The organism is Litoreibacter meonggei (assembly GCF_003663885.1).
In the GTDB taxonomy this organism is placed as follows: Bacteria; Pseudomonadota; Alphaproteobacteria; order Rhodobacterales; family Rhodobacteraceae; genus Litoreibacter; species Litoreibacter meonggei.
In genome coordinates, this window is the sequence record NZ_RCCE01000001.1 from 423,293 (window position 1) to 449,262 (window position 25,970).

The following is a 25,970-nucleotide window of genomic DNA, read 5'->3' on the forward strand; positions in this document are numbered from 1 at the left end:
TGCGTCATAGGCCCCTGCCCCATGGAAAACATCGTTCTCACAGTCCACCTGATCATCACCTTGTGCCTGATCGTGATCGTGCTGATCCAACGCTCAGAGGGCGGTGGCCTTGGTATGGGCGGTGGTGGTGGCGGCGGTGGCGGCGCTATGTCAGGTCGCCCAGCGATTTCTGCGCTCGGCAAGCTCACATGGGTCTTTGGCATCGCGTTCTTGATCACGTCGATCAGTCTGACGGTATTTGCTGCGCGCAATTCAAGCGGCGGCTCGGTGCTGGATACAACAGCGATCACGGCCCCCGCGCCGACCGAGGCACCTGCAGGTGACGCGCTATTGCCACCGACCCTGCCCGCGACAGGTGACGCACCATTGGCGCCACCACGCGTCGACGAGTAAAACCGTCGATCAAACCAAATTACTACTAATTATGGGCGGTTAGGAAAAACCGCCCACATAATGTTGCGGCGCGCGGTTGCGGGAGTGCTGCGAATCCTCTATGTCGTAAATCCCGTGAGTAAGGTCATTTCGATGCCCTGAAACACCAATAAATGCAGGTAACACGGGGCACATCCAGCCATGGCAAGATACGTATTCATCACCGGCGGGGTGGTTTCTTCTTTAGGTAAAGGATTGGCCTCGGCGGCTTTGGGCGCTTTGCTGCAAGCGCGTGGCTATTCTGTTCGCTTGCGTAAGCTGGACCCTTACCTGAACGTCGACCCCGGCACGATGAGCCCGTTTGAGCATGGCGAAGTGTTCGTCACCGATGATGGCGCCGAGACCGATCTGGACCTTGGCCACTACGAGCGGTTTACGGGCGTGGCGGCGCGCAATACTGATTCCATCTCTTCAGGTCGCGTTTATTCCACTGTTCTGGAAAAAGAACGTCGCGGGGACTATCTTGGAAAAACCATCCAAGTGATCCCTCACGTCACCAACGAGATCAAAGACTTCCTTGATATCGGCGATGACGAAGTTGACTTCATGCTCTGCGAGATCGGCGGCACAGTCGGCGACATCGAAGGCCTGCCGTTCTTCGAGGCCATCCGCCAATTCGCACATGAACGCCCCCGTGGCGAGTGCCTGTTCATGCACCTGACGCTGCTGCCCTATCTGGCGGCCTCGGGCGAGTTGAAGACCAAGCCAACGCAACACTCGGTCAAAGAACTGCAATCTATCGGCATCGCGCCGGATATTCTGGTCTGCCGTTCCGAGCATCCGATCCCCGAAAAAGAGCGTGAAAAGCTTGCCCTGTTTTGCAACGTGCGCCCAGACAGTGTGATTGCCGCCTACGATCTGCCGTCAATCTACGACGCGCCGCTGGCCTACCACAAAGAAGGTATGGACACTGCCGTTCTGAATGCGTTCGGCATTTCGCCCGCCCCAAAACCCAAGATGGAAGTGTGGGAAGATGTGTCCGACCGCGTACACAACTATGAAGGCGAGGTTCGCATTGCCATCGTCGGCAAGTATATCCAGCTGGAAGACGCATATAAATCCATCAAGGAAGCCCTGATGCATGGCGGCATGGCCAACCGCGTCAAGGTCCGTGTGGACTGGGTTGACGCCGAGGTGTTCGACCGTGAGGACGCTGCACCCCATCTGGAAGGCTACCACGCCATTCTGGTCCCCGGCGGCTTCGGCGAGCGCGGCACTGAGGGCAAGATCAAGGCGGCGCAATTCGCCCGCGAAAAGAAAATTCCATACCTGGGCATCTGTCTGGGCATGCAAATGGCTGTTGTCGAAGCTGCGCGCAATCTGGCTGGCTTGACGGATGCCGGCTCGGAAGAATTCGACCATGAAGCGGGTAAGAAACGTTTCACACCAGTGGTTTATCACCTGAAGGAATGGGTGCAGGGCAATCACAAGGTCAAACGCAAGGAAACCGACGACAAGGGTGGTACTATGCGTTTGGGCGCATATAACGCAACGCTCACCGCAGGGTCGAAAGTGGCGGAGGTCTATGGCACAACGGCCATTGAGGAACGTCACCGCCACCGCTACGAGGTGGACATCAAATACAAAGAAGAGCTTGAAAAGAACGGTTTGGTTTTCTCTGGCATGTCGCCAGACGGCAAGCTGCCCGAGATCGTCGAGGTCAAAGATCACCCTTGGTTTATCGGCGTGCAGTTCCACCCTGAGTTGAAATCCAAACCCTTCGCCCCTCACCCGCTGTTCCGCGACTTCGTGCGGGCTGCCAAGGACAATTCGAGGTTGGTATAGCTCATGTTTGAGAAATGGTTCAAACGCGCCACCCCCGAGGCCCTGCCTCTGCCCGTTGCCACTGCGGAGCTATCGCTGGGCGCGTTGCTGGTGCGCATGGCCAAGGCTGACAACAATTACCACGTGACGGAAATCGGCGTCGTAGACCGCGTTCTAGCTGCGCAGTTCGACCTGTCCCCCGTGGACTCGGCCAAAATGCGCGCGGATTGCGAGCGCTTGGAAAAAGCGGCCCCTGACACCGCCCAGTTCGTGGAACTTATCAACGCCAATATCCCTGCCCCGCAACGCCGCGCGCTACTCAAAGCGCTGGCCGATGTGGCACTTGCGGACGGAGTCGATCACCCCGAGGAGGAAGCGCTGATCAAGGTTCTCGCTGTAGGCCTTGACGCGCAATTTAAGTAAGCACACGTAAGGACGCCCTATGCCCAAAGCCTATTGGATCGCCCACGCTGAAATCTCGGACCCGCAGGTCTACGAGCAATACAAAGCCGCCAACGCCGCCCCGTTCAAAGAATTTGGCGCTCGGTTTGTGGTGCGCGGCGGCACGCAGGACGTTCGCGAAGGCGAAGCCAAGTCCCGTACCGTCGTGATCGAGTTTCCATCGCTGGAAGCTGCACACGCCTGCTATGACAGCCCTGCCTACCAAGCGGCCCTTGCGATCCGAAATCCGATCTCCAGCGCTGATCTCGTGATCGTCGAAGGATATGACGGCTAGCTGGTTGACACTGTCCCCTCCGGCCTATCCTTTATCTCTATGATTGCAGATTTTTTCAGACGGCTAACCGCCGCCAAAGACGAACCGCTGGATGCCAGTGACGCCCGTCTTGCCCTCGCTGCCCTGCTTGTCCGCGTGGCACGCGCCAATGACGAGTACACCACCAGCGAAGTGGCCAAGATCGACGTGATTCTGGCGCGCCATTACCCCGATCTGGACGCCACAGGAGCCGCAGCGTTGCGTGCGGAGGCCGAAGAAATCGAAGCTTCCGCCCATGACACCGTAAAGTTCACCCGTTCTGTCAAGGACGCGGTGGATTTGGATGATCGTATGGAAGTCGTCGAAGCCCTGTGGGAGCTAGTTCTTGCTGACGGTGAACGCGACCACGAAGAGGAAGGCGCGCTGCGCTTGATCGCCCCACTTCTGGGCATCAACGACCGTGACAGCGCCCATGCGCGCCAAAGGGTTGAAGCCCGATTGTCATGATCGCCAGCCTGCCAATGTATGACCGGCCGGAAACCGCGGCCGCAAATGACAGATTCTGGCAGTTGATCCAAGATGGTTTGGACGGCACCCGCCCCCAGCAGCTGACCCGCGACATCCCCGACCTGATGGATCATTGGCTGTCGCCCGACCTGATCCTGTCGCAAACCTGCGGCTTCCCGTATCGCGCGCGGCTGGCTGGCAAGGTGAACTTGGTGGCAACGCCGGTGCTGCACCTTGATTGCCCGCCGGGGTATTATTACTCGGTCATCATCGCCCGCCGCTCGCGCGCAGGTGCGATTTTGGCAGAGTTCGACGGCGCAACAGCCGCCTATAACGATCCGATGTCCCAAAGTGGTTGGGCCGCGCTCTATCATCACATGCACGCTGCTGGCTTGTCCTTGGGGCCAATCTTAGAGACCGGTGCGCATCGCGCATCTGCGATCGCCGTGGCAGAAGGCAGGGCAGAAATCGCCGCCATCGACGCGCTGACATGGCAAATGATCTGCAAGTGGGACAGCTTTGCCAGCGCCCTATGCGTCATAGATCAAACGGAGCCTACGCCTACTTTGCCTTACATCAGCGCCCTGCCCTTACCACCTGAAACCACGCGGCGCGCTTTGAAGCATGCGATCGCTATGCTCAGCGATACAGATAAGGCAACTCTGGGTCTTTCGAGCGTCACCTCTTTGCCCCCGCAAACCTATCTTGACCTACCGATCCCGCCTGCGCCAGCAGGTGACCCTGCGTAACCGGGCGAAACCCCATTGCAAAAACTTCAGAAATCGGCCCTATTAACTGACTGTTATACAATCTGCGAGTTTTCGTGTCTGCCAACACACCTCCCGTTTTAGAAATCCGTGACCTGCACAAGGCATATGGCACCTTGGAGGTTCTGAAGGGCGTCTCTGTCTCTGCGCAAGCAGGCGACGTGGTGTCGCTGATCGGCTCCTCTGGCTCCGGCAAATCCACATTGCTGCGCTGCGCCAATCTGCTGGAGGATAGCCAGCAAGGCGAGATCCTGTTTTGCGGGGAACCGGTCACGTGGAAAGGCAGCGCCATGAGCCGCCATCCCGCCGACCACGCCCAGGTCACGCGCATCCGTACAAACCTCTCGATGGTCTTCCAGCAGTTCAACCTGTGGGCGCATATGACGATCCTGCAAAACGTCATGGAAGCCCCGGTGACTGTTTTGGGCGAGGACCGCGCGGTGGTCGAAACCCGCGCCCGTGCCCTGCTGGATAAAGTGGGCATCGGCGATAAATGCGATGTCTACCCCGCCCAGATGTCCGGAGGGCAACAGCAACGCGCGGCTATCGCGCGCGCGCTGTGCATGGAGCCCAAAGCGCTACTGTTTGACGAGCCGACCTCCGCGCTTGATCCCGAGCTGGAGCAAGAGGTGGTGAAGGTGATCAAAGACCTCGCCGCTGAGGGCCGCACCATGATTATCGTGACCCACGACATGCGCCTTGCGGCAGATGTCAGCGATCACGTGATCTTCCTGCATCAAGGTAAGATCGAAGAAGAAGGCGCGCCAGCCGAGTTGTTCGGTGCACCCAAAACGGAGCGATTGCAGCAATTTCTAAGCGCCACCGTTCCGGCATAATCAACTTTAAGAACGATCCACAAACTAGGAGAATCCAACATGAAAAATCTGATCCTTGCCACCACCGCGCTGGTAATGTCCGCCGGCTTCGCTCTGGCTGACGGCCACGGCAAAACCATCCGTATGGGCACAGAAGGCGCATACCCTCCCTACAACTTCATCAACGATGCTGGCGAAGTCGACGGGTTCGAGCGCGAACTGGGCGACGAGCTGTGCAAACGCGCCGAGCTGACCTGCGAGTGGGTCACCAACGAGTGGGACAGCATCATTCCGAACCTCGTCTCCGGCAACTACGACACGATCATCGCTGGCATGTCGATCACCGACGAGCGTGACGAAGTCATCGACTTCACCGATCCCTACACTCAGCCGGATCCATCCTCCTATCTTGTGATGTCCGCCGATGTAGATCTGTCATCGGGCGTGATCGCAGCGCAAGCCTCCACCATTCAGGCCAGCCATGTGGCCTCTTTGGATGGCGTTACTCTGGTCGAGTTCGCGACTCCCGAGGAAACGGTTGCAGCCGTCAAAAACGGCGAAGCTGACGCCGTTCTGGCCGACAAGTCGTTTCTCGCTCCGATTGCCGAAGCAGATGGCAATCTGGTTCTGTTGAGCCAGGAAGAGCTGATCGGCGGCGGTATCGGCATCGGTCTGCGCGAAAGCGACGGCGAGTTGAAAGAGAAGTTCAACAAAGCCATCCAGTCGATGAAGGCTGATGGCTCCCTGAACGCGCTGATCACCAAGCACCTGCCAGACGGCGCCACATTCTAAAAACTATTGGGGTGAGGCACACGGCTTCACCCCATCACTGCTTTATAAATACCTAATTCCGACCTCTCGACAGGCTCCCCCATCTTTAGCTATTGCGCCGATCCATCAACCCTAGAGGGCCTGTCCTGGCTCAGCTGCTACCTGACCACGGGCAAGCATATGGGCTTCTATTGGGCGTTTGGCACCGTGCTGATCTTGCTGGCGATCACTGCGCCTGCCGCACTGATGTTCGGCTTTGGCGGCGCAGTTGCCGCCCGATCCCGCGTTCTGCCCATCCGCTTGTTCGGCAAAAGCTACATCTCGATCGTGCGCGGCGTGCCGGATATCGCGTTTTTCCTGTTCTTCGTGATCGCGCTGGATCAGGGCTTCGAGTGGATGCGCCACCAATATCTGTGCCCCGACTGGGACCAGCCAATCCGCCAAGGCAACGATTTCGTCGTCTGCCAAGCCGCCAAGCTGCCATTGGGCAACGCACCGCAATGGGTGCATGAGGTCTACGGCTTCTTCACCGCCGTGCTGACCTTCGCCATCGTCTTCGGGGCCTTCGCCGCCAACGTGCTGTATGGCGCGATGAATGCCGTGCCCAAGGCCCAGATCGAAACCGCACAGGCCTACGGGATGACCGCCGCGCAGACCTTCCGCCGCGTTACCGTGCCGCAAATGTGGGTCTACGCCCTGCCCGGCCTCAGCAACCTGTGGATGGTACTTATCAAGGCCACGCCGCTGTTGTTCCTGTTGGGTGTCGAGGACATCGTCTACTGGGCGCGTGAACTCGGTGGAACCAAAACCCCGCGCTTCACCGACTACCCGCACGGCGACTGGCGGCTGTGGTACTTCCTTGTCCTGCTGGTCTTCTATCTCGGGTTCACCAAATTGTCCGAATTTGTGCTGGAGCGCATCATGAAACGCCTCACTCACGGCCAAGCCACTTTGGGCGGCGCGTCGTGAGCTGCTGGGACACCGTTCAGGCTTACGCCTTCCGCAGTCTCGGCTATGGCGAACGCCTGCTGCCGCGCGATGACTTCACCATTTGCCAGCAAGTGACACTGATCGGCTCCGGCATGATCTGGAACATTTATTTCGGGCTGCTGGCCCTGATCGCAGGGTTTTTCCTCGCTAACCTGCTGGCGGTCGCCAAGGCCGCCCAAAACCCGTGGTTCCGCAAGCCCGCCGACTGGTTCATCCTGATTTTCCGTGGCTCGCCGCTGTTCATCCAGTTCTTCCTTGCCTATTTCCTGTTCCTCAACCTCAAGCAATCCACCGGCGGCTTCTCTTGGCTGACCTCTGCTTGGGCAGGTGCGCTGATCGTGCTCTTCCTCAACACCGCCGCCTATTCCGCCGAGATACTCTACGGCGCGCTGCGCTCGGTCCCCAAAGGCGAGGTCGAGGCTGCAGACGCTTACGGCATGGCCGGCTGGACCCGCTTTCGCCGCGTTGTGTGGCCGACGATGCTACGCCTCGCATGGCCCGCCTATACCAACGAGGCGATCTTCCTGTTCCACGCCACCACGCTGGTGTTCTTCTCCGGCTTCCCCGCATTCCAGCAAAAAGGCGACGCGCTCTATTACGCCAGCTACTTTGCGGACAAGACCTTTAATCCCTTCGTGCCCTACCCGATTGTGGCGGGGTACTTTATTTTGCTGACGCTGGTCGTCATCACCGCGTTCGGGCTTGTAAACAGATATTTGAACCGCCACCTCCCACAAGACCAACGGCGCAAGATCCGTTATCGCCCCCAAATCATCAGGTAAAATATGGACAGCTGGCTTCGCGACAACCCCACCGTGCGCAATATTCGCGCTGCGGTCGCAGATCTGAACGGTCAGGCCCGCGGCAAGCGTATGCCCACCCGCTTTGCCCATAAGCTGACCACCGACGGCTCGCGCATGCCGATGTCTGTGCTAAACGTCGACATCTGGGGCGAGGATATTGAAGACAGCCCGCTGGTCTTCGCGTCCGGCGACCGTGACGGCGTGCTGATGCCGACTGAACGCGGCTTTGTGCCAATGCCGTGGCTTGCCAACCCGTCTGCACTGCTGCCGATGTGGATGTTTCTTGAAGACGGCACGCCGTTTCAGGGCGACCCACGTCACGCGCTTAAATCCGTGATCGACCGGTTTTCCGAGAAAGGCCTGCGCCCCGTTGTGGCGACCGAGTTGGAATTCTACCTGATCGACGATTCCGGCGAGGATCTGCAACCGCCCCCTTCGCCGCGCTCCGGCAAACGCCGCTTGGGCGGCGAGGTCTTGTCGATGCGCGCGCTGGACATGTTCGACGACTTCTTCACCGAGCTATATGACGCCTGCGAGGCCATGGACATCCCCGCCGAAACCGCCATCTCGGAAGCCGGAATGGGGCAATACGAGATCAACCTCGTGCACACCGATGACGCGATGAAGGCCGCCGACGACGCTTGGTTGTTCAAACTGCTGATCCACGGGTTGGCCCGCAGACACGGGTTTGCCGCCAGCTTCATGGCGAAACCCTATGTGGAGCACACCGGTACGGGCATGCACACGCATTTCTCGATCCTTGATGACGCTGGCAAAAACATATTCGACAATGGCGGCGAGGAAGGCACCCCCGCCCTGCGCCATGCCATTGCCGGATGCATCGCGGCCATGCCCGCCTCGATGTTGATCCTCGCCCCCCACGGCAACAGCTACGAACGCTTCACGCCCGGCGCGCATGCCCCCACGGGCATCGCTTGGGCCTATGAGAACCGCACCGCCGCCATTCGCGTACCCGCCGGTGCCCATCAGGCCCGCCGGATCGAGCACCGCGTCGCGGGCGGCGACATCAACCCTTATCTGATGCTGGCCGCGGTCTTGGGCGCGGCTCTGGTCGGGCTGGAGGATGAGATGGAGGCCCCCGCGCCGATCACCGGATCCGCCTACGAAGCCGATCTGCCGCAGTTGCCCACCACTTGGCCCGACGCCATCGCCGCCTTTGAGAACTCGGAGTTGTTGCACCGCATCCTGCCGCGCCAGCTGATCCGCAACTTCCTGATGACCAAGAAGCAGGAATGCCAATATTACGAGGAGCTGACCGAGGCCGAGCGCATCGACCTGTATCTCGACACGGTCTAGCGCTGATTCCTTGGGTTTCATCTTGGCAAAAATATTCTCGCCGAAGGCATAGCCCCCCTATCCAGCTTCAAAACGCTCGGATAGCCTCACCAAAGACACGCTCAAAGAGGCACAGATGAAAATCGGCATACTAACCTGCGGTCACGCAGCCCCCGAAGTGGCAGAAAAGTTCGGGGATTATCCCGGCATGTTTCATGCCTTGCTCGACGGCCATGACTTCACCTTCGAGGATTACGATGTGGAGCATCTGCAATTCCCCACCAATATCCACGATTGCGATGGCTGGCTGCTAACCGGATCGCGCCACGGGGCCTATGAAGACCACGCCTTCATCCCGCTATTAGAGACATTCATCCGGCAAGCCTACGCGGCGCATGTGCCGATGGTCGGCATCTGCTTTGGCCACCAGATCATCGCGCAAGCCCTTGGCGGCCATGTCGAGAAGTTTAACGGCGGTTGGGCCATCGGCCTCACCGATTACAATTTCGACGACCTTGGCCCCGTGAAGCTGAACGCATGGCATCAGGATCAGGTGCTGCGGCTGCCCGAAGGCGCCAAGGCAGTCGCTTCAAACGACTTCTGCGAGAACGCCGCTCTGGTCTACGACACCCGCGCCTATACCGTCCAGCCGCACCCCGAGTTTGGTGGTCCTATCATCGGTGAATATGTCCGCCTGCGCAAAGGCAGTGCCGACTATCCCGACGACGTGATGGACCGCGCAGCAAAAAGCGTGTCGCATGACACTGACAACCACGTCCTCGGCACCAAGATCGCCGCGTTCTTCAAGCAACCCCGAGAGGTCGCCCATGCCAGCTAAACCCAAGGTCAGAGATGTCGACTGGATGACGCACCTGCCCGAAGCGGCAGCCGCGTATCTGCAAGGGCACCGCTTGGATGAGGTCGAATGCATTGTATCCGACCTGCCAGGCATCGCGCGGGGCAAGGCAGTTCCGGCTTCCAAATTTGCGCGGCAGGCACAGTTCTTCCTTCCCAACTCGATCTATTTCCAGACCATCACCGGTGGTTGGGGCGAGGCCGCAGGCGAAGGCGGCTTTACCGAGCCGGATATGGTCTTGAAGCCGGACATGAGCACCGCCAGCGCCGCCCCGTGGACCGGCGACTGGACGCTTCAGGTGATCCACGACGCCTTTGACCAAGCGGGCGAACCGATCGCCTTTGCCCCGCGCAACGTGTTGAAACGCGTGGTGGAATTGTACCGCAAGGAAGGGTGGGAGCCGGTCGTGGCCCCCGAGATGGAATTCTATCTTGTGGCCCGCAACATCAATCCGGCGGAAGAAATCGCGCCGATGATGGGCCGCTCCGGCCGCCCTGCCGCAGCCCGTCAGGCTTATTCAATGAGCGCGGTGGACGAGTTCGGCCCGGTGATCGATGACATTTACGATTTCGCCGAAGATATGGGCTTCGAGATTGACGGCATCACCCAAGAAGGCGGTGCGGGACAGTTGGAGATCAACCTGCGCCACGGCGATCCGGTGAAACTGGCGGATGAAATATTCTATTTCAAACGCCTGATCCGTGAAGCCGCCCTGCGCCACGACTGCTTTGCCACTTTCATGGCTAAACCGATCGAGGGCGAGCCGGGAAGTGCGATGCATATCCACCACTCGGTCGTGGACAGCAAAACCGGCGCTAACATTTTCACCGGTGCGCGCGGGGCGGAGACGGATGCGTTCCACCACTTCATCGCGGGACTGCAAAACCACCTACCCTCGGTCATCGCCCTTCTGGCCCCCTACGTGAACAGCTACCGGCGCTACGTCAAAGACCACGCCGCCCCGATCAATCTGGAATGGGGCCGTGATAACCGCACGACTGGCATCCGCGTGCCGATTTCCGACGCCGACTCGCGGCGGGTGGAAAACCGCTTGGCAGGCATGGATTGCAACCCGTATCTGGGCATCGCCGCGTCTTTGGCCTGCGGCTATCTGGGGCTGAAGCAACGCAAACGCCCGACCAAAGAATTCAAAGGCGACGCTTACGAAGGCGAGGGAGAAATCCCGCGAGACCTGTTTTCCGCGCTGGAATTATTGAGCGACGCCAAAGAGATACAAAAGATACTTCATCCCGATTTCGTGCGTGTCTACAATATTGTAAAAGCGGCGGAATATGACGAATTCCTGCAAGTGATCTCCCCTTGGGAGCGCGAGCATTTGCTTACCAACGTATGAACCTGCTGGACGCCAACGACCGGCGGGGCAGCTATCCGGACGGCTGGTACGCCGAGACCGCCGACCTTTTAGAACCGTTCGCCCCGTTGCGCGGCGAAACCCGCGCTGATCTATGCGTGATTGGTAGCGGCTACACCGGATTGTCGGCCGCGCTACATGCGGCGCAAGCGGGGTTGGACGTGGTGCTGATCGACGCCCAACGGGTGGGCTTCGGGGCGTCGGGGCGCAATGGCGGCCAGGTGCAATCAGGCTTTAACAAATCCCAGCAAGCTCTTGAAAAGATTGCAGGTCGTGAGGATGCGCGCAAGTTGTGGGAGATGTCTCAGGACGCCATGGCGCTGACCAAGCATCTTTGCGCCACCCATGCACCGGAGGCCCGTTTCAAACCCGGCATTGCCCATGCCAACTGGCAGGCCAGCGAGACCCGCGATGACCACGCAGAGGCCGCCTATCTGGCCGAGCAGTATGGTTACGACCAGATCGAAACCCTGTCGCGGGACGCGCTTTACGACATCCTCCGCGCGCCTGCGTATCAGGGCGGCACGCTGGATCACGGCGCGGGGCATCTGCATCCGTTGCGCTATGCTTTGGGGTTGGCGCGGGCCTGCGTGGCGGCGGGCGTGCGCATCTTCGAAACCACCCGCGCGCACGAGATCAAAGGCACCTCCGTGCGCTGCGATTACGGACAGGTCAACGCGTCGCACGTCATTCAGGCCACAAACGGCTATGGCACCGGCCTGAGCCGCCCGACGGCGGCCCGCGTCATGCCGATTAACAATTTCATCGCCGCCACGGCCCCCTTGGGTGACCGCGTGGCCGAGGTTCTAAGCCGCGACATTGCCGTGTCTGACAGCAAGTTTGTGGTTAATTACTACCGTCTGAGCGAGGACAACCGCCTGCTGTTCGGCGGCGGGGAAAGCTATGGGTATCGCTTCCCCAAGGACATTGCCTCGGTCGTGCGCAAGCCGATGGAGCAGGTGTTTCCGCAGCTCAAAGGTATAGAGATCACCCATGCTTGGGGTGGCACGCTGGCGATCACCATGTCCCGCCTGCCCCATATCTCCCGCCCGCAACCCGGCGTGCTGGCGGCGGCAGGGTATTCCGGCCATGGCGTCGCCTTGGCCGGGTTCACCGGCAAGGTTCTGGCGGATGCGGTGCGCGGCGACACCGACGGGTTTGAGCGGTTGGCACGGCTTCCTACCGGCCGCTTCCCCGGTGGGGCGGCACTGCGCTCTCCGCTGCTGGCGCTTGCGATGACGTGGTATGCTACCCGCGACAAACTGGGGATTTAGCAGACCCTTTCCGAACATCAAAAACTAGGTTACAGATTTTCCGAAGGTAAATTTTGGAAAAGGCGAAGCTGCAATGCGTGACCTCCCGATGGAAGCCCCGAACACCTATAACGCAGAGCCGATCCCCGAAGCGGCGCGCGCGGCGATCGACGCGCTGATGCGTTCGGGCGATCTGTTCCGCTACACTGCGTCGAAAAATTCCCCCGTCACCCTGCTGGAGCAAGAGTTCGCAGCGCTTCTGGGGTCCAAATACGCGCTGGCGGTGTCGTCGTGTTCCGCCGCGTTGTTCCTTGCGCTGAAAGCGCTGGACCTGCCCCGCGACGCCAAAGTGTTGATTCCTGCCTTCACCTTCGCTGCCGTGCCCTCTGCGGTGGTTCATGCCGACTGCCTGCCGGTTCTGGTCGAGGTCGGCGACAATTACCGCGTCGATCTGGACGATCTGGAACGCAAGATTGCCAATGCAGACGCCGTTTTGATCAGCCACATGCGCGGGCATACATCCGACATGGATGCGATATTGCGACTGGCCGAGTTGCACGGCTTGCCCGTGATCGAGGACGCCGCGCATTCGCTTGGCACCACATGGAACGGTCAAAACATCGGCACGCTGGGTAAGATCGGCTGCTTCTCGTTCCAAAGCTATAAGATGATCAACGCGGGCGAAGGTGGCATCATGATCACCGACGATGCGGAACTGGTGGCCCGCGCGGTCATCATGTCCGGTGCGTATGAGCAGAACTGGTCTAAACACGCGATCGTCGGCGCGGAAGCGGCGAAGTGGCAAAACAAACTGCCGCTGTATAATTTGCGGATGCAGAACCTCAGCGCTTGCGTGATCAGGCCCCAACTGCCGGAGCTGGCGCGGCGCGTGGCGGACGGGCGCAGCAATCACGACTATGTGGCGGCGCGTCTTGAGGCGAGCGGCTACTTTACCGTTCCCGCCCCGCTTGAGCCGGAACTGCGCGCGCCGGATTCGATCCAGTTCAATCTGAACGACTTTTCGGAAGGACAGGCCCGCGCGTTCATGGACGCAACCCAAGCGCGCGGGGTCAGCACGCAGGTGTTTGGCCTGTCGAAAGACAATGCCCGTGCATTCTGGAACTGGCAGTTCATCCCTGGCGACGTCCCGGACCTGCCCAAAACCCGCGCCATGCTGGCGAAAGCTTGCGACACCCGCCTGCCCGCGCGGCTGGCCCGTGAGGAATTGGACTATATCGCGGACGCCCTGATAGCTGCGGCCCAAGACCTGCGCGGCTAGCTCAACACCCGCATTTTATCTTTGAGCCACGGCATCTTATGAGTGCAGTACTCGACGATATCGCGCTGGAACAACGGGCGCATCTCGGCCGCGACGCGGGCGGGCATGTCTTGCGTGGCCCCTTCACGCGCCATCAGCGAGATGCGGCGCGACAGCGGCTCGAAGGGCGGCTCGAACACATCGACGCGGTCGATGAACCGCTTGGCCCGCATAACGCCGAGCGGGGTCAGGATCGTCCAGCCTTCGCCTCGGGCGACCATGGCCATGATCGCGTGATAGCTGTCCAACTCGAACCGGTGTGAGGCTTGCAGCTTGACCCGCGAGAGGTGCGACGCGATCTGGCGACCCATCACATGGCGCGACGTATAAAGGATCAGCGGGTTGGCCCTGAGCGTTGCCATCAAATCGTCGCCCTCGCGCACCATGCGGCGCGGGGTGACCACGACGAACGGGTCCTCCATCAGCGGGTGGACCTCGTAGGACGGTGGCAAATCGCCCGGCTCTGCGGCTACAGCCATATCCAAAGCGCGGGCTTCCAGCTGGTCGAGCAGGCGGTGCGACGCGCCGGTTTCCAGCAGGAATTGCGCCTTGGGCATTTGCTCGGCCAGCCGGGTCAGCAGCGCGGGCGTTACGTCGGCGTCGAAATCCTCGATCACGCCAAGCCGCAGGCGCATGCGGGCGGAGAGATCCTTGAGGGTCAGCTCCGACGTTGCCAGCGCAGCTTCGTGCAAAATCGTCTGGGCGCGGCGCAGGAACAACTCTCCGGCTTGAGTCAACGGCATCGGGCGCTCCGTCCGTGTCAGCAGCCGCGCGCCAAGGGCGGCTTCAAGATTGGACAACTGCTGGCTGACGGCGGACGGGCTGGACCCCAATCTGCGCGCGGCGGCGGTAATGGACGGCTCTTCGGCGGCAGCGACGAAGATTTCTATCTGCCACAGCGTAATTTTTCCCGGTGTGTCGACCATATGAAATCCCTAGCGCACAGGCGCTAATCCCGATTGCCGAGGTCTTGCGCCAAGCGTAAGCTACCCTCAACTCAACACGGAGACCAGAGACATGCGTGACGATAGCCCCAACTCTTGGGAGGCCCGCGCGGACGCCCATTCCTTCTACGGCTTTACCGACCTGCCCTCGATTGCAGAGCGCGGCACGGTGGTGCTGACACACGGCGAAGGCCCTTATGTCGTCGACGTGCATGGGCGCAAATATCTCGACTCGAATTCCGGCCTTTGGAACATGGTCGCGGGGTTTGACCACAAGGGCATGGCAGAGGCCGCGAAGGCGCAATATGATCGCTTCCCGGGTTACCACTCTCTGTTCGGGCGGATGTCGGATCAAACTGTCATGCTGTCCGAGAAGCTGATCGAAGTCTCGCCCTTCAAGCGCGGCAAGGTGTTCTACACCAACTCCGGCTCCGAGGCGAATGACACGATGGTCAAGATGCTATGGTTTCTGGGCCGCTCCGAGGGCAAGCCAGAGCGGCGCAAAATCCTGACGCGCAAGAACGGATATCACGGGGTGACTGCGGTCGCGGCCTCGATGACGGGCAAGCCATATAACGAGGTCTTCGGACTGCCGTTAGACGGCTTCATCCACCTGACCTGCCCACATTATTGGCGTGAAGGCCGCAAGGGCGAGACCGAAGCCGAGTTCACCGCACGTATGGGCAAGGAATTGGAAGATGTGATCGAGCGCGAAGGTGCGGATACAATCGCGGCCTTCGTGGCAGAACCTGTGATGGGCGCTGGTGGCGTGATCCCGCCTTCCGAAGGCTATTTCAAAACGGTCGCCCCTATTCTGAAAAAACACGGTATCCCATTGGTAGCTGACGAGGTGATCACCGGCTTCGGGCGCACGGGATCGGATTGGGGCTGTCAGGCGTATGACTTCATGCCGGACGCGATTATCTCGTCCAAGAACCTGACCGCAGGCTACTTCCCGATGGGCGCAGTGATCCTTGGCCCAGAGTTGTCCGACCGACTGCAAGCGGCAGTCGAGGAGGTTGAAGAATTCCCGCATGGCTTCACCGCCTCCGGCCATCCCGTCGGCTGCGCTGTTGCCTTGAAGGCGATCGAGGTGATTATGGAAGGCTCCGACGGGGCCGCACCGCTGATCGACAATGTCCGCACGCTGACCCCTAAATTCGAAGCCGAAATGGCCCGTTTGGCGAAGCACCCTCATATCGGGGAAGCCCGTGGCAAAGGTCTGATGGGGGCATTGGAGGCCGTTAAGGATAAGGCCACCAAAACGCCATTCGATGGCGATTTGAGCGTATCGGAACGGATTGCAAATACTTGCACCGATCACGGTTTGATATGTCGTCCGCTGGGTCAGGCCGTGGTGTTGTGCCCTGCCTTTGTCATGACCGAGCCGCAGATGGACGAGATGTTCCAGAAGCTGGAAGCCGCGTTGAACAAGGTGTTTGAAGAGATCGTTTAGGCAGATACGGCCAAGCTGACGGCTGCAAAGAAGCAGCCGGACGCCGCCACGACAAAGCCGTGCCAGATGGCATTGGAGAAACGCAGGCTTTCCCATTTGAAAAACACGATACCGGTGGTGTAGAGAATGCCGCCGGCTGCGGCAAACCCGCCCGCGGCGAGCGACGTCTCGAAAATCGACCACATCAGCGCGACGCTGATCCAGCCCAACCCCACATACAGCGCTGCGTTCCAGCGCCCGGGAGCAGACCAGCGAAACAATTTGGTGATTGCACCAAACAGCGCCAAAGCCCAAACCACGGCTAGCACCAGGTAGCCGAAAGCGGTCCCTATGGTAACGACGAACGGCGTGTAAGTCCCTGCTATTTTTAGGAATATCGTGGCGTGATCAGCACGTCGCAAGTGTTCGCGCAGATGCTCCCACGGTGTCATGTGATAGGCTCCAGAGACCGTGAACATCGCGACAAGGCCCACCCAATAGACGCAAAGCGCCACCAGTTGTCCTGTTGTGATGTGGTCCCAGCGAAACGCAAGAAACAGCGCGATAGCGATCAGCGATGCGCCCAGTCCGAGCGCGTGAACAAGCCCGTCGGCAAAAATCTCTGCGCGCGAATAGGTCGGATACGGGGTGTCCAAATGTGCCATACCTTAAAGCATAGCTGCTTAGTCTAAGATTTCGATGCCTTCGCCACGGAAGTTTCCGTAACGTTACCGGAGCTACTTGCCCATTTTTGCGACCGCTGCCTGCATGTCAGCGAGCTGTTTTTTGATCGCCTCCAACTCGGAGCTGTCATCCTTTTCTGCTTTTGCCGCAGACTCAGTATTGGCATAATCGTCAGATCCGGGGCCCGTCCAACCGCCCATCATTGACTTCATAAACGCCTCTTGCTGCGCTTTAATTTGCTCGAAACCGGGGACCGCTGTCATCGGACTGGAAATGCTCTCGACCATCTTGCTTTGACCTTCGCGCAGCATCTCGAAGCTGGCGGACAGAAAGTCAGGCACCATGCTTTGCGCATTCGTGGCGTAGCTACGTACAAGATCGGTCAACACATTGATAGGTAAAACGTTTTCGCCCTTACTCTCATTATCTGCGATGATCTGGAGCAGATACTGACGGGTTAAATCGTCGCCCGATTTCAAATCTATGATCTGAACGTCACGGCCCTCTTTGATAAATCCGGAGATATCGTCGAGGGTGACATAATCGCTGGTCTCTGTGTTGTAGAGCCGCCGTGAGGCGTAGCGTTTAATCAACAACGGTTTACTGTCAGCTTTACCCACGAAATATCTCCCAATATTGCAGCGCAGAAAAACGCTAGCGCAGGCGCATAAGAAAGGAAAGGGCGCGATAACGCGCCTCGGCAGGCGCGCGAGGCTTGCCAAACCACCCCAACTTGCGCAAATCTGGTCACGTCTACGATATTAAGACCTCAGCATTTCAAAAGGAATTTCTTCATGTTGAATTATGAAGGCCAAGTGATTGCCATCCGCCGGCTCTCGTCCGAAGTCGATCTTGAGCTCACCAAACTTCTTGGCCGTACCGAACCAATAAAGCCCGGAACCGCCGCGCACGCCGATCTTGCGCGTAAGATCGACCTGTGGCGCGGACATGCTGCGGCAATGGAAAAAGCCGTCCGCTCGAAGGAAGGTTTGCTGAATGTCTCGCACGCAAGCACGTTAAAAAAGCACGGAAACTACGAGGCCAAGCAAAGCTACACCAGCCAAATGGGAAATATGAGCCGTCTGCGTAGGGATTTATTGGTCTTGTTGAACAAAATCGCTGACTTGATCAATGCAGCCACCGCACCGGTAAGCGACGAAGTCGCTATAATGAACGGCGTGAAATCAGCATTGAAGGCGATCACCGAAGGTGGCGGCGACATTGCCCTGACACCTCAGCAGTCCCAAAAACTAACCACCGAGATTAGCAAAGCAAGCGGACCAATGGAACCGATCGACGGCTACAACCCGAACCAACCCGTCGGGTTGCTAACATTGGCATTGGTCATGTTCGTTACAGCGAAGAAACTGTTGGGCCGCACCAACAAAGCCTAGCCCCTACCCTGCGCGCAAAAAAAGGGTGGGCACTAGGCCCACCCTATAAACTGCACGCTAAAGGGAGGATAAAGCGGCAGTATTTTAAGTCCTAAAGCTTAAGCGGCTTTAGTAGCTTTTTTAGCAGTAGCAGCCAGCTCGTCAGTTGCTTTCTTAACAGCAGCCGAGGTGTCTTCTTGGATGTCTTTGCCAGCAGCCATCAGCAGCTCAACAGTTTCCATTTGAACTTTTTTCGCTACTTCAGCGAAAGCAGCCATGTGCTCTGCGGAAGTTTCAGCTTGTGCCGAAGCGAAGTCAGTTGCTGCTTTTGCATAGTCTGCAGGCTCTGCTTGGGCTTTAGTAACGCCGGACATTTTTGTCAGGGTTTCTTTAGTCCATTTGGAGGACAGCTCAGCGGAAGTCGCTGCGGCGTCCAGAGCAACTTTGGACATTTTTTCGCCCAGAGCAGCAGAGTTTTTAACTGCTTCGTTGTAAGCGGACATGTCTACCGGGAAGGCAGCTGCCATGTCGGAGAATACTTTAGTGAAGTCTTGTGTTTTGTTAGCCATTGTCATGGTCTCCAGTTATGTGGGCCAATTGCGGCCCGATGTCTTGTTTGCGTCTGCAGCATATGTACGTGCTGCACTGCGGCATTGCAAGAACTTTCTGCACTGCAGCATAAAATTTATTTCCCGCCAAAATTCACCTCTAAAACGCACAAGGCGCGGAACGATTTCTCGCATCCGCGCCTTGCAGGTAAGGTTTATAAGTACTCTAACTCTTGGTCGACTTCACTTGAACATACGTCCCCGGCGCTGGGCTAAGTATAGGAAATTCCTTACTTCCTGGCTCACGCGCAGATACCATTTTCGACGAGTTTCCTGATAGCCAGGCGTCCCAACGCGGCCACCAAGACCCCTCACTGAAGGTCGCCCCGGCCCACCATTCATCCTGCGTGCCAGTCATATCGGTATTGGTGTAGTGACCATATTTTTTCTTCGACGGTGGATTAATTATGCCTGCAACATGGCCCGACTCAGAGACGATGAAGGTTTTATCCTTGGATCCATATTGCTTGATTCCCGCATAGGAGCCGCGCCAAGCAGCGATATGATCGGTCTCGCAGGCAACAGCACAGATCGGCAATTCGATATCGGCCAGTGATAGGGTTTCGCCCAGAAGTTCGAAAGTGCCTTTCGCCAGCTTGTTGGCCTGACACAGGTCACGCAGATACTCGACCACGAAGCGACCGGGAAGGTTTGTGCTATCACCGTTCCAATAGAGAAGGTCGAAGGCCGGAGGGGCCTCCCCCATCATGTAGCTACGAATGGCTGGCCCATAGACCAGATCATTCGCCCGCAAGTACGAGAATGTCCGCGACATGAAGAACGAGTGCAGGAAGCCCTTGTCCGCGACCTGACGCTCGATCCCGTCGACGAAATCATCCTCCAGAAAGACGCCCATCTCGCCAGGGTCCTCAAAGTCAGACAACATGGTGAAGAAGGTGGCCGACTTCACTGTTTTGTCACCGCGCTTTTTCATCAACGCCAGTACCAGCGACAGCATGGTGCCCGCGATGCAGTAGCCCACAGCGTTGATTTGCTTTTCGCCGGTGATCTTCTTCACTTGCTCGAACGCGGTCAGATAGCCGTCGTCCACATATGTGTCGATGCCCACATCGGCATAGGTTTCGTCTGGGTTTACCCATGAGACGATGAACAATGTGTGGCCTTGATCCACGAGCCACTTGATCAGCGAGTTTTGCGGTTTCAGATCCATGACGTAAAACTTGTTAATCCAAGGCGGGAAGATCACGATCGGCGTCGAATGGACCTTTTCAGTTGTTGGCTTGTACTGAATCAGCTCGAACATGTGGTTGCGGAACACGACCGAGCCTTCAGTCGCAGCGATATTCTCGCCGATCTTGAATGCGGTTTCGTCGGCTAGGCTGACAAGCAGATCGCCCTCATTGGCCTCAATATCGTGGACGAGGTTCTCCAAACCCTGTACCAATGACGCCCCGTCGGTCTCGACCGCTTTGGACAATGCATCAGGGTTGGTGGCCAGAAAATTGGTCGGCGCAAACATATCGACGATCTGTTGGGTAAAGAAGGAGACGCGCCCCTTTTCATGATCGCTTAGCCCGTCAAGATTCTCCATCGCGTCCGTAATCGCCGCAGAGGAGTGCATGTATTGCTGCTTGATAAAATTGAAATAGGGGTGAGTGTCCCACAACTCGGATTTGAAACGGCGGTCGGTCGGCCCCTTGTCCTCTGGCGGAGCCAATTTGCCATGCGCCAATTGCTGCTGTGCATCCACATAGTGTTTTAGCGATTTGCCCCAGTAATTGACCTGTTGCTCAAGGATCTTGGATGGGTTGTTCATCATTTCGGCCATATAGGCCGCCGCAGCTTGAACATAGACATCCTGATTTGGCGCCTGAAGCCCCGGATCAGCGGACTTTTTTTTGCCCATGGCAGCAACCAACCGCTTAGACAACTCGTCCATCTTGGCAAGGTTCGCATTGAGGCGCTCAAGCTTCTCAGCTGCGTCATTGTCGTCTGGTATGTCAGTATTGGTTGTCATTTGATGCGTTCCACAATAACTTGATGCTGCACCTGCGAAGTATCGTACGCCAGCTCGGGAGGCAAAGCGACGAATTGACGTAGGGACAATGTTTACGCTCGAAAGGAGCCTCCTGTGAAGTATATGGCAACTTATGACCTGATGGAAACGATGCGCGTCACCAACCAATGGTTGGGCGCAACTGCGCAAGCCATCGGCGCCAATCCTGCCGTCGCCCTGACCCCAAATCCATTCTTCAAAATGTTGGGGGCCTGGGGTGAAGTAACCGAACGCACCTTCGCACGCATAGTGACGAAACCGGCCTGGAACATCGCGTCCGTTGTTGGTGAAGATGGTCGCGATCATCTTGTCAACATCGAGCGTGTCGTGACCAAACCGTTCGGCGATCTAATCCACTTCAACGTCACGGACCGCCCACAAAAAGACCGAAAAATTCTTCTGGTTGCTCCAATGTCCGGCCACTACGCAACGCTGCTGCGCTCCACCGTTGTCAGCCTGTTGCCAGAGGCCGAAGTCTACATCACGGACTGGCACAATGCCCGCGACATCCCTGTCAGCGAAGGCAAGTTCGACATTGAAGACTATACCCTTTACCTCGTTGATTTCATGAAAGAAATGGGGCCAGACACGCATGTGATTGCCGTCTGTCAGCCTGCCCCGTTGGCTCTGGCCGCGACTGCCTACCTTGCGGAAGAAGATCCAAAAGCGCAGCCACGGTCACTGACCTTGATCGGTGGTCCAATTGACCCTGATGCAGCCGCCACCGACGTCACCGACTTTGGCCGTCGCATCACAATGGGCCAATTGGAAGAAACCGCAATTCAGCGCGTTGGTTTCAAATATAACGGCGTGGGTCGTATGGTCTATCCGGGTCTGCTTCAGTTGGCGTCGTTTATGTCGATGAATGCAGAACGCCACGGCACTGCGTTTAAGAACCACATCATGGCCGTGTCCCAAGAAGACATCGGCGCGCAGGCCAAGCACAATAAATTCTACGACGAATACCTGGCCGTCATGGATATGACCGCAGAGTTTTATCTTTCGACCGTCGAGCGCATCTTCAAAGGGCGCGAAATCGCCGAGAATCAGTTCGTCGTGAATGGCAAAAAAGTCGACATCGGCAAGATCACTTCGGTGGCTGTGAAGTCAGTTGAGGGGACTGAAGATGACATTTCAGCCCCCGGTCAGTGCATCGCAGCATTAGACCTTTGTACTGGTTTGCCGGACAGCAAGAAGGCCTCTCACGTCGAACCAGGTGCCGGTCACTATGGTATTTTTGCCGGTAAAAGCTGGCGCCGAAATATTCGCCCACTGGTTCTGGACTTCATCGACGAGAACTCTGACGCGCCAAAGCCTGCCAAAAGCAACGTCGCAGAGCTTAAGAAAAAGAAGGCCTAGGTCTCTAGCCACTGCTTCAAGGCGGCGTTGACCGCCTCGGGCTGTTCCAGAGTTGGTAAATGTCCGGCGTCTGGAATCACATTTAGTGTCGCGGTAAAGATCAGGTCCGCCATGAATTGATGGCGGGCCACCGGACACAACCTGTCATGCTCCCCGCACAAAACCAGCGTCGGTATCTTCAGCTTTCGCAGGACGTTCTGCTGGTCAGGCCTGCGCTGTAGGGCGCGGGATTGGCGCAAGAACACCCCCTCGCCCATCTCCAGTGCCATATCCATGACCAGATCCAGCACCGCCTGCCGTCCCGATCCGGGTGCAAGGTAATCCGGCTTCATCTCATCACGCATCACCTCGACCAACGATCCCGCCAGAACACGTGCGATCTGTGGCTCGCGCGCGGCGGCGTAGGCGGGCGTTTCGGCCAGCGCGTTGGTATCCATCAGCGCCAGGCGCGTGACACGGGTTGGTGCACGACGCACCACCTCCATCGCCACGATTCCGCCCATGGACAGCCCCGCCAAAGCGAATGATTGTGGAGCGGAGGCGAGCACTTCCGTGGCCAACGCCTCCACGGTTTCATGCGATGAGATCGGCGCAATATGGATTGCGCGATCACGCCCAAGCGCCTTGATTTGAGGGCCGTATAGCCGCGCATCACACATCATGCCAGGCAACAAAACAAGGGGTTCAGGCATTGGTAACTCCTTCAAAGACCCCGATGCAGGGGGTTGCGTGACCAACAGCAGAAAATATCGCGAAACAACAAGAAGAACGCATATATCGAGTGATCGACTTAAAGTTTCGTTCGAATATAAAAACCCGCGGCACCGCCTTGCAGGCGTCTGGGTAATATCTTTGGTGTGTCATACGGCTTTCCCTAGCTGTCCTGTCTTGTCGGACAAAGCCAAGCGCGATGCAATTCACAATCGAAGCGACTACGGCAATGGTCCAAGTCAGTTTGACCTCATCAACAATCCACGCGCGTTTTTCAGGGACAACGAGTGTTGGGTGCGTGGTCGCGCCATCTAAAACCCGCTTGTTCATGTCTCAGGGATAGCGGGTTGAGCGATCCCGCGAAAGCGTGGAAAATCGGTGTATCTCTCGGCGCGTGTTTCGCGATCTTCCGGTGGCTCCACCCCCGCCGCCACCAATTTGCCGCGCGGGGCGATATAACTGGAAATGGTGCGACGCGGCGTGGGCTCCCATGTCAGGTTAAAGGCGGCCAGTTTGGGGAAATACCACTGCTCCGAATAGGGCAGATGATCGTGGATCCAATACGCCAGATCGCGCCAGTCGCGGCCTTGTGCGTATTGATCGGCGAACCAAGGGATCACAATCGTCGCCCCACCAATCGGCGCATCCGGCGAGCGATCCCAGATGTGGCACTCACCGGGATAGTTATTGCGCGCGCAGTTCAGCTTATTCTCGTTGCCGTAGCGGTTGAGCAAAGGCGAGCGGTAACCAGAGCGCACTGTAACGCAGCCAAAAGTTTCATGCAGCGGGTCAAGTAATTCTGTGCAAAACGCCCGCCCGACTTGCAATGTCAGGTCAATATCCTCGGGAATATTCTGAACTTGGTGAAAGTTTCCGATCTCGGAATACAAAAACTCCCGCATAAAGAAATACTTGGACAGCCGCTCGCGGCCCAAAGTCTCCAAGGACCACATGGAGGCGGGTTTACGCCTCACCATACCCATTCCAGCGAAATGCCCCATCGCCTTCGCGCAATGGCGAAAACGGATTGTGCGCAACTTCCCAGACATGGCCATCTGGGTCTGCAAAATATCCATGATGCCCACCCCAAAACACGTCTTGGGCTGGTTTCAAAACCTTGCCGCCGGCCTCGTCGACCTCAGCCAAAACCTTTGCCACGTCGTCCTTGGTGCGCACGTTTTGTGCCAGCGTTATGCCCGAGAACCCGCCAATACCGCTTTCCTCGACCCCTAGTTCTGCGGCCAAAGCAACCTTTGAGTACAACCCCAATGTCTGGCCGATCATGTCAAACGCAATCACCCCGTCTGGGCTTTCAGTACGTGTCCAGCCTAGCGCTTCGTAAAACGCTGCGGAGCGCTCCATATCATCGACGCCCAGCGTGATTAGGGATACCCGTTGCTCCATCTTATAACCCTTCGATCCAAATCTTCAGTAGCTCGACCGTTCCATCAGTCTGCCCGGGGCTTAGAATATCACCTGCGATGACATGGTTAAACGGATCGTCTCCCTCTCCCATAACACGTGGAGCCAACTCCACCGGCCCGCCCCACTTAGTGGAGATTGCACGGGTGGTTTCGGCCGATACCACCCCGTCTTGATCTGAGAATACGAACAATACGGGCGTGGTGACCTTGGAATAATCAGCGTTGCGGGCAAATTTGACCAGCGCGGCCATAGGGATCAGCGCCGTCGTTGGGTAAAGCGTCGTCCAATATTTCCCGTGTGCGTCGTTTATTGGGGCAAAACTGCGCTCGGTCCCGGCAACAATCGCCGCCCAACTCCGCGCCAAGGGCCATTCCAAAATAACGTTGGCAGGAGAGCGGACGCGGAAGTTGGGCGAGATCATCGCAATGCCTTTGACCTGCGCCATCAAGGCTGGGTTGGTTGCCGCAATCGCCGTTGCCGTGCCGCCGGTCGAGGTGGCAATTACGATCACTTCGTCCCCGATGCGCCGACCAATGGCCAACGCCTCGGCTGTGTCCTCCAGCCAATCACCCGCTACTGGTTCGGCCATAGCCAGACCACCGCGTCCATGCCCACTTAGGCGCGCATAGAAGAGGTTCGCGCCAAGCTGTTGAGCAAGCTTGTCCGGGACCGGCCTGATCTCCTCTGACGTGGCCGAGAAACCGTGGATATAGATGATAGACAGTGGAGTCCGCACGCCCTTGTCGCCAGCCCATACGATGCGCTTTTCGACACCTTCGGTAATGTCGTCAAACTGGGCCTCGGAGCGTGCCAGATAAGCGTCAAGATCCTCTCCTAATGCGCTATCCTTGAAAGAGATTTGTGTATCCACTGGCTCTCTAGGCACAAAAAACCAAATGGCACCGCCGAGGATGAACAAAGCCAGTAGAATTCGCCCTAGCCATTTCCCGAACGCCTGCATCAGATTGCCCCAAGCACATCGGTGACGGCAGCCTCAATCAAGTCCAGCGCGGGCCCGTCAGAGAAGCGGTGATCGGCATCTTTCAACAGCGTCAGCCGCATATCAGGCCCGTCCGCATGATCCAGCAAGCGCAACGCCACCGACATGTCCACATCCGCGTCCGCCGTTCCTTGCAAGAAACGCACCGGAAACGGCAGCGGCAACGGCGCGCGCAGCACCAGATTGTCGCGCCCGTCTTCGATCAACCGTTTGGTGATGATGTAGGGCTCGCCATAGTCCGACGGCAAGGCCACCTGCCCTGCGTCGAGCTCGGCTTTTTGCGCGTGTGTAAAGCCGCCCCACATGCTGTCTTCGGTAAAGTCCGGCGCGGCGGCGATGGTGACCAGTGCCGCGATGCGTTCAGGAATGCGTTTGGTCATCAACAGCGAAATCCAGCCCCCCATCGACGAGCCGACAAGGATTTGCGGTCCGTCCGTCAGCGCCTCGACCGCGGCTTGAGCGTCCTCGGCCCAATCCCCAATTGCGCCATCCGTGAAACTCCCCGACGAGCTTCCATGGCCGGAATAATCGAACCGCAAAAAAGCGCGGCCTTGAGCCTTGGCCCATGCTTCCAGATGGATGGCCTTCGTGCCGTCCATGTCGGATTTGAAGCCACCCAGAAACACGATGCCCGGGCCTGTTCCCGCACTATGATGATAGGCAATGCGGCGGCCCGCCGCGGTGTCGAGATAGTCGGGCATACCCCCTCCTCAAATACGGTTTTGGTCACGCTAGCGGCTCCGCTCGCGGTTGCA

At 58.0% G+C, this 25,970-nt stretch carries 29 protein-coding genes; 18 read left to right on the plus strand and 11 right to left on the minus strand.

Going from position 1 to position 25,970, the window contains the following annotated elements; all coding sequences use genetic code 11:
* Nucleotides 1–21: 21 nt before the first annotated feature.
* The 15 genes from secG (at nt 22) to BCF46_RS02055 (ending at nt 13,620) form a co-directional block, all read left to right on the plus strand.
* A complete protein-coding gene (secG, locus tag BCF46_RS01985; protein WP_121021200.1) occupies nt 22–393 on the plus strand; it encodes a preprotein translocase subunit SecG in 372 nt (123 codons plus the stop codon).
* A gap of 180 nt (nt 394–573) precedes the next feature.
* Nucleotides 574–2,217, plus strand: a complete 1,644-nt coding sequence (locus BCF46_RS01990) for a CTP synthase (protein ID WP_121021202.1) — start codon at nt 574–576, stop codon at nt 2,215–2,217.
* Between the two features lie 3 nt (nt 2,218–2,220).
* The gene (locus tag BCF46_RS01995; RefSeq protein WP_121021204.1) at nt 2,221–2,619 is read left to right on the plus strand and encodes a tellurite resistance TerB family protein; all 399 of its coding nucleotides are present in this window, start codon (nt 2,221–2,223) and stop codon (nt 2,617–2,619) included.
* 19 nt (nt 2,620–2,638) lie between these two features.
* Entirely contained in the window at nt 2,639–2,932 is a 294-nt protein-coding gene (locus BCF46_RS02000; RefSeq protein ID WP_121021206.1) for a DUF1330 domain-containing protein, read from the plus strand.
* Nucleotides 2,933–2,971: 39 nt separating this feature from the next.
* Nucleotides 2,972–3,418, plus strand: coding sequence for a tellurite resistance TerB family protein (locus tag BCF46_RS02005; RefSeq protein ID WP_121021208.1), 447 nt, complete (start codon nt 2,972–2,974; stop codon nt 3,416–3,418).
* Nucleotides 3,415–4,167: a phosphate/phosphite/phosphonate ABC transporter substrate-binding protein gene (locus tag BCF46_RS02010; RefSeq protein ID WP_121021210.1), complete on the plus strand. Its 753-nt coding sequence runs from the start codon at nt 3,415–3,417 to the stop codon at nt 4,165–4,167. The genes BCF46_RS02005 and BCF46_RS02010 overlap by 4 nt, the downstream gene beginning before the upstream one ends.
* 74 nt (nt 4,168–4,241) lie before the next feature.
* Nucleotides 4,242–5,021 (plus strand): ABC transporter ATP-binding protein, encoded by a 780-nt coding sequence (locus tag BCF46_RS02015; RefSeq protein ID WP_121021212.1) that lies wholly within the window; start codon nt 4,242–4,244, stop codon nt 5,019–5,021.
* Between the two features lie 39 nt (nt 5,022–5,060).
* Nucleotides 5,061–5,792 (plus strand): transporter substrate-binding domain-containing protein, encoded by a 732-nt coding sequence (locus tag BCF46_RS02020; RefSeq protein WP_121021214.1) that lies wholly within the window; start codon nt 5,061–5,063, stop codon nt 5,790–5,792.
* Nucleotides 5,793–5,873: 81 nt separating this feature from the next.
* Nucleotides 5,874–6,740: an ABC transporter permease gene (locus tag BCF46_RS02025; RefSeq protein WP_121021216.1), complete on the plus strand. Its 867-nt coding sequence runs from the start codon at nt 5,874–5,876 to the stop codon at nt 6,738–6,740.
* Nucleotides 6,737–7,543: an ABC transporter permease gene (locus tag BCF46_RS02030; RefSeq protein WP_121021218.1), complete on the plus strand. Its 807-nt coding sequence runs from the start codon at nt 6,737–6,739 to the stop codon at nt 7,541–7,543. The genes BCF46_RS02025 and BCF46_RS02030 overlap by 4 nt, the downstream gene beginning before the upstream one ends.
* A gap of 3 nt (nt 7,544–7,546) precedes the next feature.
* The gene (locus BCF46_RS02035) at nt 7,547–8,881 is read left to right on the plus strand and encodes a glutamine synthetase family protein (protein ID WP_121021219.1); all 1,335 of its coding nucleotides are present in this window, start codon (nt 7,547–7,549) and stop codon (nt 8,879–8,881) included.
* Between the two features lie 115 nt (nt 8,882–8,996).
* Complete coding sequence (locus BCF46_RS02040) at nt 8,997–9,698, plus strand: type 1 glutamine amidotransferase (protein WP_121021221.1); 702 nt, start codon at nt 8,997–8,999, stop codon at nt 9,696–9,698.
* Nucleotides 9,688–11,070 (plus strand): glutamine synthetase family protein, encoded by a 1,383-nt coding sequence (locus BCF46_RS02045; protein WP_121021223.1) that lies wholly within the window; start codon nt 9,688–9,690, stop codon nt 11,068–11,070. The genes BCF46_RS02040 and BCF46_RS02045 overlap by 11 nt, the downstream gene beginning before the upstream one ends.
* A complete protein-coding gene (locus tag BCF46_RS02050) occupies nt 11,067–12,362 on the plus strand; it encodes an NAD(P)/FAD-dependent oxidoreductase (RefSeq protein ID WP_121021225.1) in 1,296 nt (431 codons plus the stop codon). Before BCF46_RS02045 ends, BCF46_RS02050 begins: the two co-directional genes overlap by 4 nt.
* A gap of 73 nt (nt 12,363–12,435) precedes the next feature.
* Nucleotides 12,436–13,620: a DegT/DnrJ/EryC1/StrS family aminotransferase gene (locus tag BCF46_RS02055; RefSeq protein WP_245989701.1), complete on the plus strand. Its 1,185-nt coding sequence runs from the start codon at nt 12,436–12,438 to the stop codon at nt 13,618–13,620.
* Here the strand turns inward: BCF46_RS02055 and BCF46_RS02060 are convergent.
* The gene (locus BCF46_RS02060) at nt 13,617–14,585 is read right to left on the minus strand and encodes a LysR family transcriptional regulator (protein WP_121021227.1); all 969 of its coding nucleotides are present in this window, start codon (nt 14,583–14,585) and stop codon (nt 13,617–13,619) included. The two genes, BCF46_RS02055 and BCF46_RS02060, sit on opposite strands and share 4 nt — an antisense overlap.
* A 91-nt stretch (nt 14,586–14,676) precedes the next feature.
* Between BCF46_RS02060 and BCF46_RS02065 the strand changes: the two genes are divergently transcribed.
* Nucleotides 14,677–16,059, plus strand: a complete 1,383-nt coding sequence (locus tag BCF46_RS02065) for an aminotransferase (protein WP_121021229.1) — start codon at nt 14,677–14,679, stop codon at nt 16,057–16,059.
* On the opposite strand, the gene trhA is transcribed toward BCF46_RS02065, so the two are convergent.
* Both trhA and phaR read right to left on the minus strand, forming a co-directional pair.
* Complete coding sequence (gene trhA, locus BCF46_RS02070; RefSeq protein ID WP_121021231.1) at nt 16,056–16,703, minus strand: PAQR family membrane homeostasis protein TrhA; 648 nt, start codon at nt 16,701–16,703, stop codon at nt 16,056–16,058. The genes BCF46_RS02065 and trhA overlap by 4 nt on opposite strands.
* 72 nt (nt 16,704–16,775) lie before the next feature.
* Nucleotides 16,776–17,342 carry a polyhydroxyalkanoate synthesis repressor PhaR gene (gene phaR / locus BCF46_RS02075; RefSeq protein WP_245989708.1) on the minus strand — a complete coding sequence of 189 codons (567 nt, stop codon included), beginning with the start codon at nt 17,340–17,342 and terminating at the stop codon, nt 16,776–16,778.
* A 174-nt stretch (nt 17,343–17,516) separates the two neighbouring features.
* Here phaR and BCF46_RS02080 point away from each other — a divergent pair, with 174 nt between their 5' ends.
* Complete coding sequence (locus tag BCF46_RS02080; protein ID WP_121021233.1) at nt 17,517–18,116, plus strand: hypothetical protein; 600 nt, start codon at nt 17,517–17,519, stop codon at nt 18,114–18,116.
* A 98-nt stretch (nt 18,117–18,214) separates the two neighbouring features.
* Here BCF46_RS02080 and BCF46_RS02085 read toward each other — a convergent pair whose 3' ends face one another.
* Both BCF46_RS02085 and BCF46_RS02090 read right to left on the minus strand, forming a co-directional pair.
* Nucleotides 18,215–18,664: a phasin, PhaP gene (locus BCF46_RS02085; protein ID WP_121021235.1), complete on the minus strand. Its 450-nt coding sequence runs from the start codon at nt 18,662–18,664 to the stop codon at nt 18,215–18,217.
* A 205-nt stretch (nt 18,665–18,869) separates the two neighbouring features.
* Nucleotides 18,870–20,681 carry a PHA/PHB synthase family protein gene (locus BCF46_RS02090; protein WP_121021237.1) on the minus strand — a complete coding sequence of 604 codons (1,812 nt, stop codon included), beginning with the start codon at nt 20,679–20,681 and terminating at the stop codon, nt 18,870–18,872.
* A 114-nt stretch (nt 20,682–20,795) separates the two neighbouring features.
* Between BCF46_RS02090 and phaZ the strand changes: the two genes are divergently transcribed.
* Nucleotides 20,796–22,079 carry a polyhydroxyalkanoate depolymerase gene (phaZ, locus tag BCF46_RS02095; RefSeq protein ID WP_121021239.1) on the plus strand — a complete coding sequence of 428 codons (1,284 nt, stop codon included), beginning with the start codon at nt 20,796–20,798 and terminating at the stop codon, nt 22,077–22,079.
* Here phaZ and BCF46_RS02100 read toward each other — a convergent pair.
* The 6 genes from BCF46_RS02100 to BCF46_RS02120 form a co-directional block, all read right to left on the minus strand.
* On the minus strand, nt 22,076–22,771 hold the full coding sequence (locus BCF46_RS02100) for an alpha/beta fold hydrolase (RefSeq protein WP_121021241.1): 696 nt from the start codon (nt 22,769–22,771) through the stop codon (nt 22,076–22,078). The two genes, phaZ and BCF46_RS02100, sit on opposite strands and share 4 nt — an antisense overlap.
* A complete protein-coding gene (locus BCF46_RS19855) occupies nt 22,764–23,120 on the minus strand; it encodes a hypothetical protein (protein ID WP_211332761.1) in 357 nt (118 codons plus the stop codon). The genes BCF46_RS02100 and BCF46_RS19855 overlap by 8 nt, the downstream gene beginning before the upstream one ends.
* Nucleotides 23,117–23,743 (minus strand): hypothetical protein, encoded by a 627-nt coding sequence (locus tag BCF46_RS02105; RefSeq protein ID WP_121021243.1) that lies wholly within the window; start codon nt 23,741–23,743, stop codon nt 23,117–23,119. Before BCF46_RS02105 ends, BCF46_RS19855 begins: the two co-directional genes overlap by 4 nt.
* Nucleotides 23,744–23,753: 10 nt before the next feature.
* On the minus strand, nt 23,754–24,194 hold the full coding sequence (locus tag BCF46_RS02110; protein ID WP_121021245.1) for a VOC family protein: 441 nt from the start codon (nt 24,192–24,194) through the stop codon (nt 23,754–23,756).
* A 1-nt stretch (nt 24,195) separates the two neighbouring features.
* Nucleotides 24,196–25,086, minus strand: coding sequence for an alpha/beta hydrolase (locus BCF46_RS02115; protein ID WP_245989709.1), 891 nt, complete (start codon nt 25,084–25,086; stop codon nt 24,196–24,198).
* 89 nt (nt 25,087–25,175) lie between these two features.
* On the minus strand, nt 25,176–25,916 hold the full coding sequence (locus BCF46_RS02120; protein WP_121021249.1) for an alpha/beta fold hydrolase: 741 nt from the start codon (nt 25,914–25,916) through the stop codon (nt 25,176–25,178).
* Between the last annotated feature and the right edge of the window lie 54 nt (nt 25,917–25,970).

Excerpts from the sequence above, each read along its gene's own strand:
- BCF46_RS02065 (WP_121021229.1), top strand. The coding sequence starts at position 14,677 with ATGCGTGACGATAGCCCCAACTCTTGGGAGGCCCGCGCGGACGCCCAT.
- BCF46_RS02110 (WP_121021245.1), bottom strand. The coding sequence starts at position 24,194 with ATGGAGCAACGGGTATCCCTAATCACGCTGGGCGTCGATGATATGGAG.
- BCF46_RS02100 (WP_121021241.1), bottom strand. The coding sequence starts at position 22,771 with ATGCCTGAACCCCTTGTTTTGTTGCCTGGCATGATGTGTGATGCGCGG.
- trhA (WP_121021231.1), bottom strand. The coding sequence starts at position 16,703 with ATGGCACATTTGGACACCCCGTATCCGACCTATTCGCGCGCAGAGATT.
- BCF46_RS02035 (WP_121021219.1), top strand. The coding sequence starts at position 7,547 with ATGGACAGCTGGCTTCGCGACAACCCCACCGTGCGCAATATTCGCGCT.
- BCF46_RS19855 (WP_211332761.1), bottom strand. The coding sequence starts at position 23,120 with ATGAACAAGCGGGTTTTAGATGGCGCGACCACGCACCCAACACTCGTT.
- BCF46_RS02120 (WP_121021249.1), bottom strand. The coding sequence starts at position 25,916 with ATGCCCGACTATCTCGACACCGCGGCGGGCCGCCGCATTGCCTATCAT.
- BCF46_RS02060 (WP_121021227.1), bottom strand. The coding sequence starts at position 14,585 with ATGGTCGACACACCGGGAAAAATTACGCTGTGGCAGATAGAAATCTTC.
- BCF46_RS02105 (WP_121021243.1), bottom strand. The coding sequence starts at position 23,743 with ATGTGGTCCTTGGAGACTTTGGGCCGCGAGCGGCTGTCCAAGTATTTC.
- BCF46_RS02045 (WP_121021223.1), top strand. The coding sequence starts at position 9,688 with ATGCCAGCTAAACCCAAGGTCAGAGATGTCGACTGGATGACGCACCTG.
- BCF46_RS02085 (WP_121021235.1), bottom strand. The coding sequence starts at position 18,664 with ATGGCTAACAAAACACAAGACTTCACTAAAGTATTCTCCGACATGGCA.
- BCF46_RS02050 (WP_121021225.1), top strand. The coding sequence starts at position 11,067 with ATGAACCTGCTGGACGCCAACGACCGGCGGGGCAGCTATCCGGACGGC.
- BCF46_RS02055 (WP_245989701.1), top strand. The coding sequence starts at position 12,436 with ATGCGTGACCTCCCGATGGAAGCCCCGAACACCTATAACGCAGAGCCG.
- BCF46_RS02090 (WP_121021237.1), bottom strand. The coding sequence starts at position 20,681 with ATGACAACCAATACTGACATACCAGACGACAATGACGCAGCTGAGAAG.
- BCF46_RS02080 (WP_121021233.1), top strand. The coding sequence starts at position 17,517 with ATGTTGAATTATGAAGGCCAAGTGATTGCCATCCGCCGGCTCTCGTCC.
- BCF46_RS02000 (WP_121021206.1), top strand. The coding sequence starts at position 2,639 with ATGCCCAAAGCCTATTGGATCGCCCACGCTGAAATCTCGGACCCGCAG.
- BCF46_RS02020 (WP_121021214.1), top strand. The coding sequence starts at position 5,061 with ATGAAAAATCTGATCCTTGCCACCACCGCGCTGGTAATGTCCGCCGGC.
- BCF46_RS02005 (WP_121021208.1), top strand. The coding sequence starts at position 2,972 with ATGATTGCAGATTTTTTCAGACGGCTAACCGCCGCCAAAGACGAACCG.
- BCF46_RS02010 (WP_121021210.1), top strand. The coding sequence starts at position 3,415 with ATGATCGCCAGCCTGCCAATGTATGACCGGCCGGAAACCGCGGCCGCA.
- BCF46_RS01995 (WP_121021204.1), top strand. The coding sequence starts at position 2,221 with ATGTTTGAGAAATGGTTCAAACGCGCCACCCCCGAGGCCCTGCCTCTG.
- BCF46_RS02040 (WP_121021221.1), top strand. The coding sequence starts at position 8,997 with ATGAAAATCGGCATACTAACCTGCGGTCACGCAGCCCCCGAAGTGGCA.
- secG (WP_121021200.1), top strand. The coding sequence starts at position 22 with ATGGAAAACATCGTTCTCACAGTCCACCTGATCATCACCTTGTGCCTG.
- BCF46_RS01990 (WP_121021202.1), top strand. The coding sequence starts at position 574 with ATGGCAAGATACGTATTCATCACCGGCGGGGTGGTTTCTTCTTTAGGT.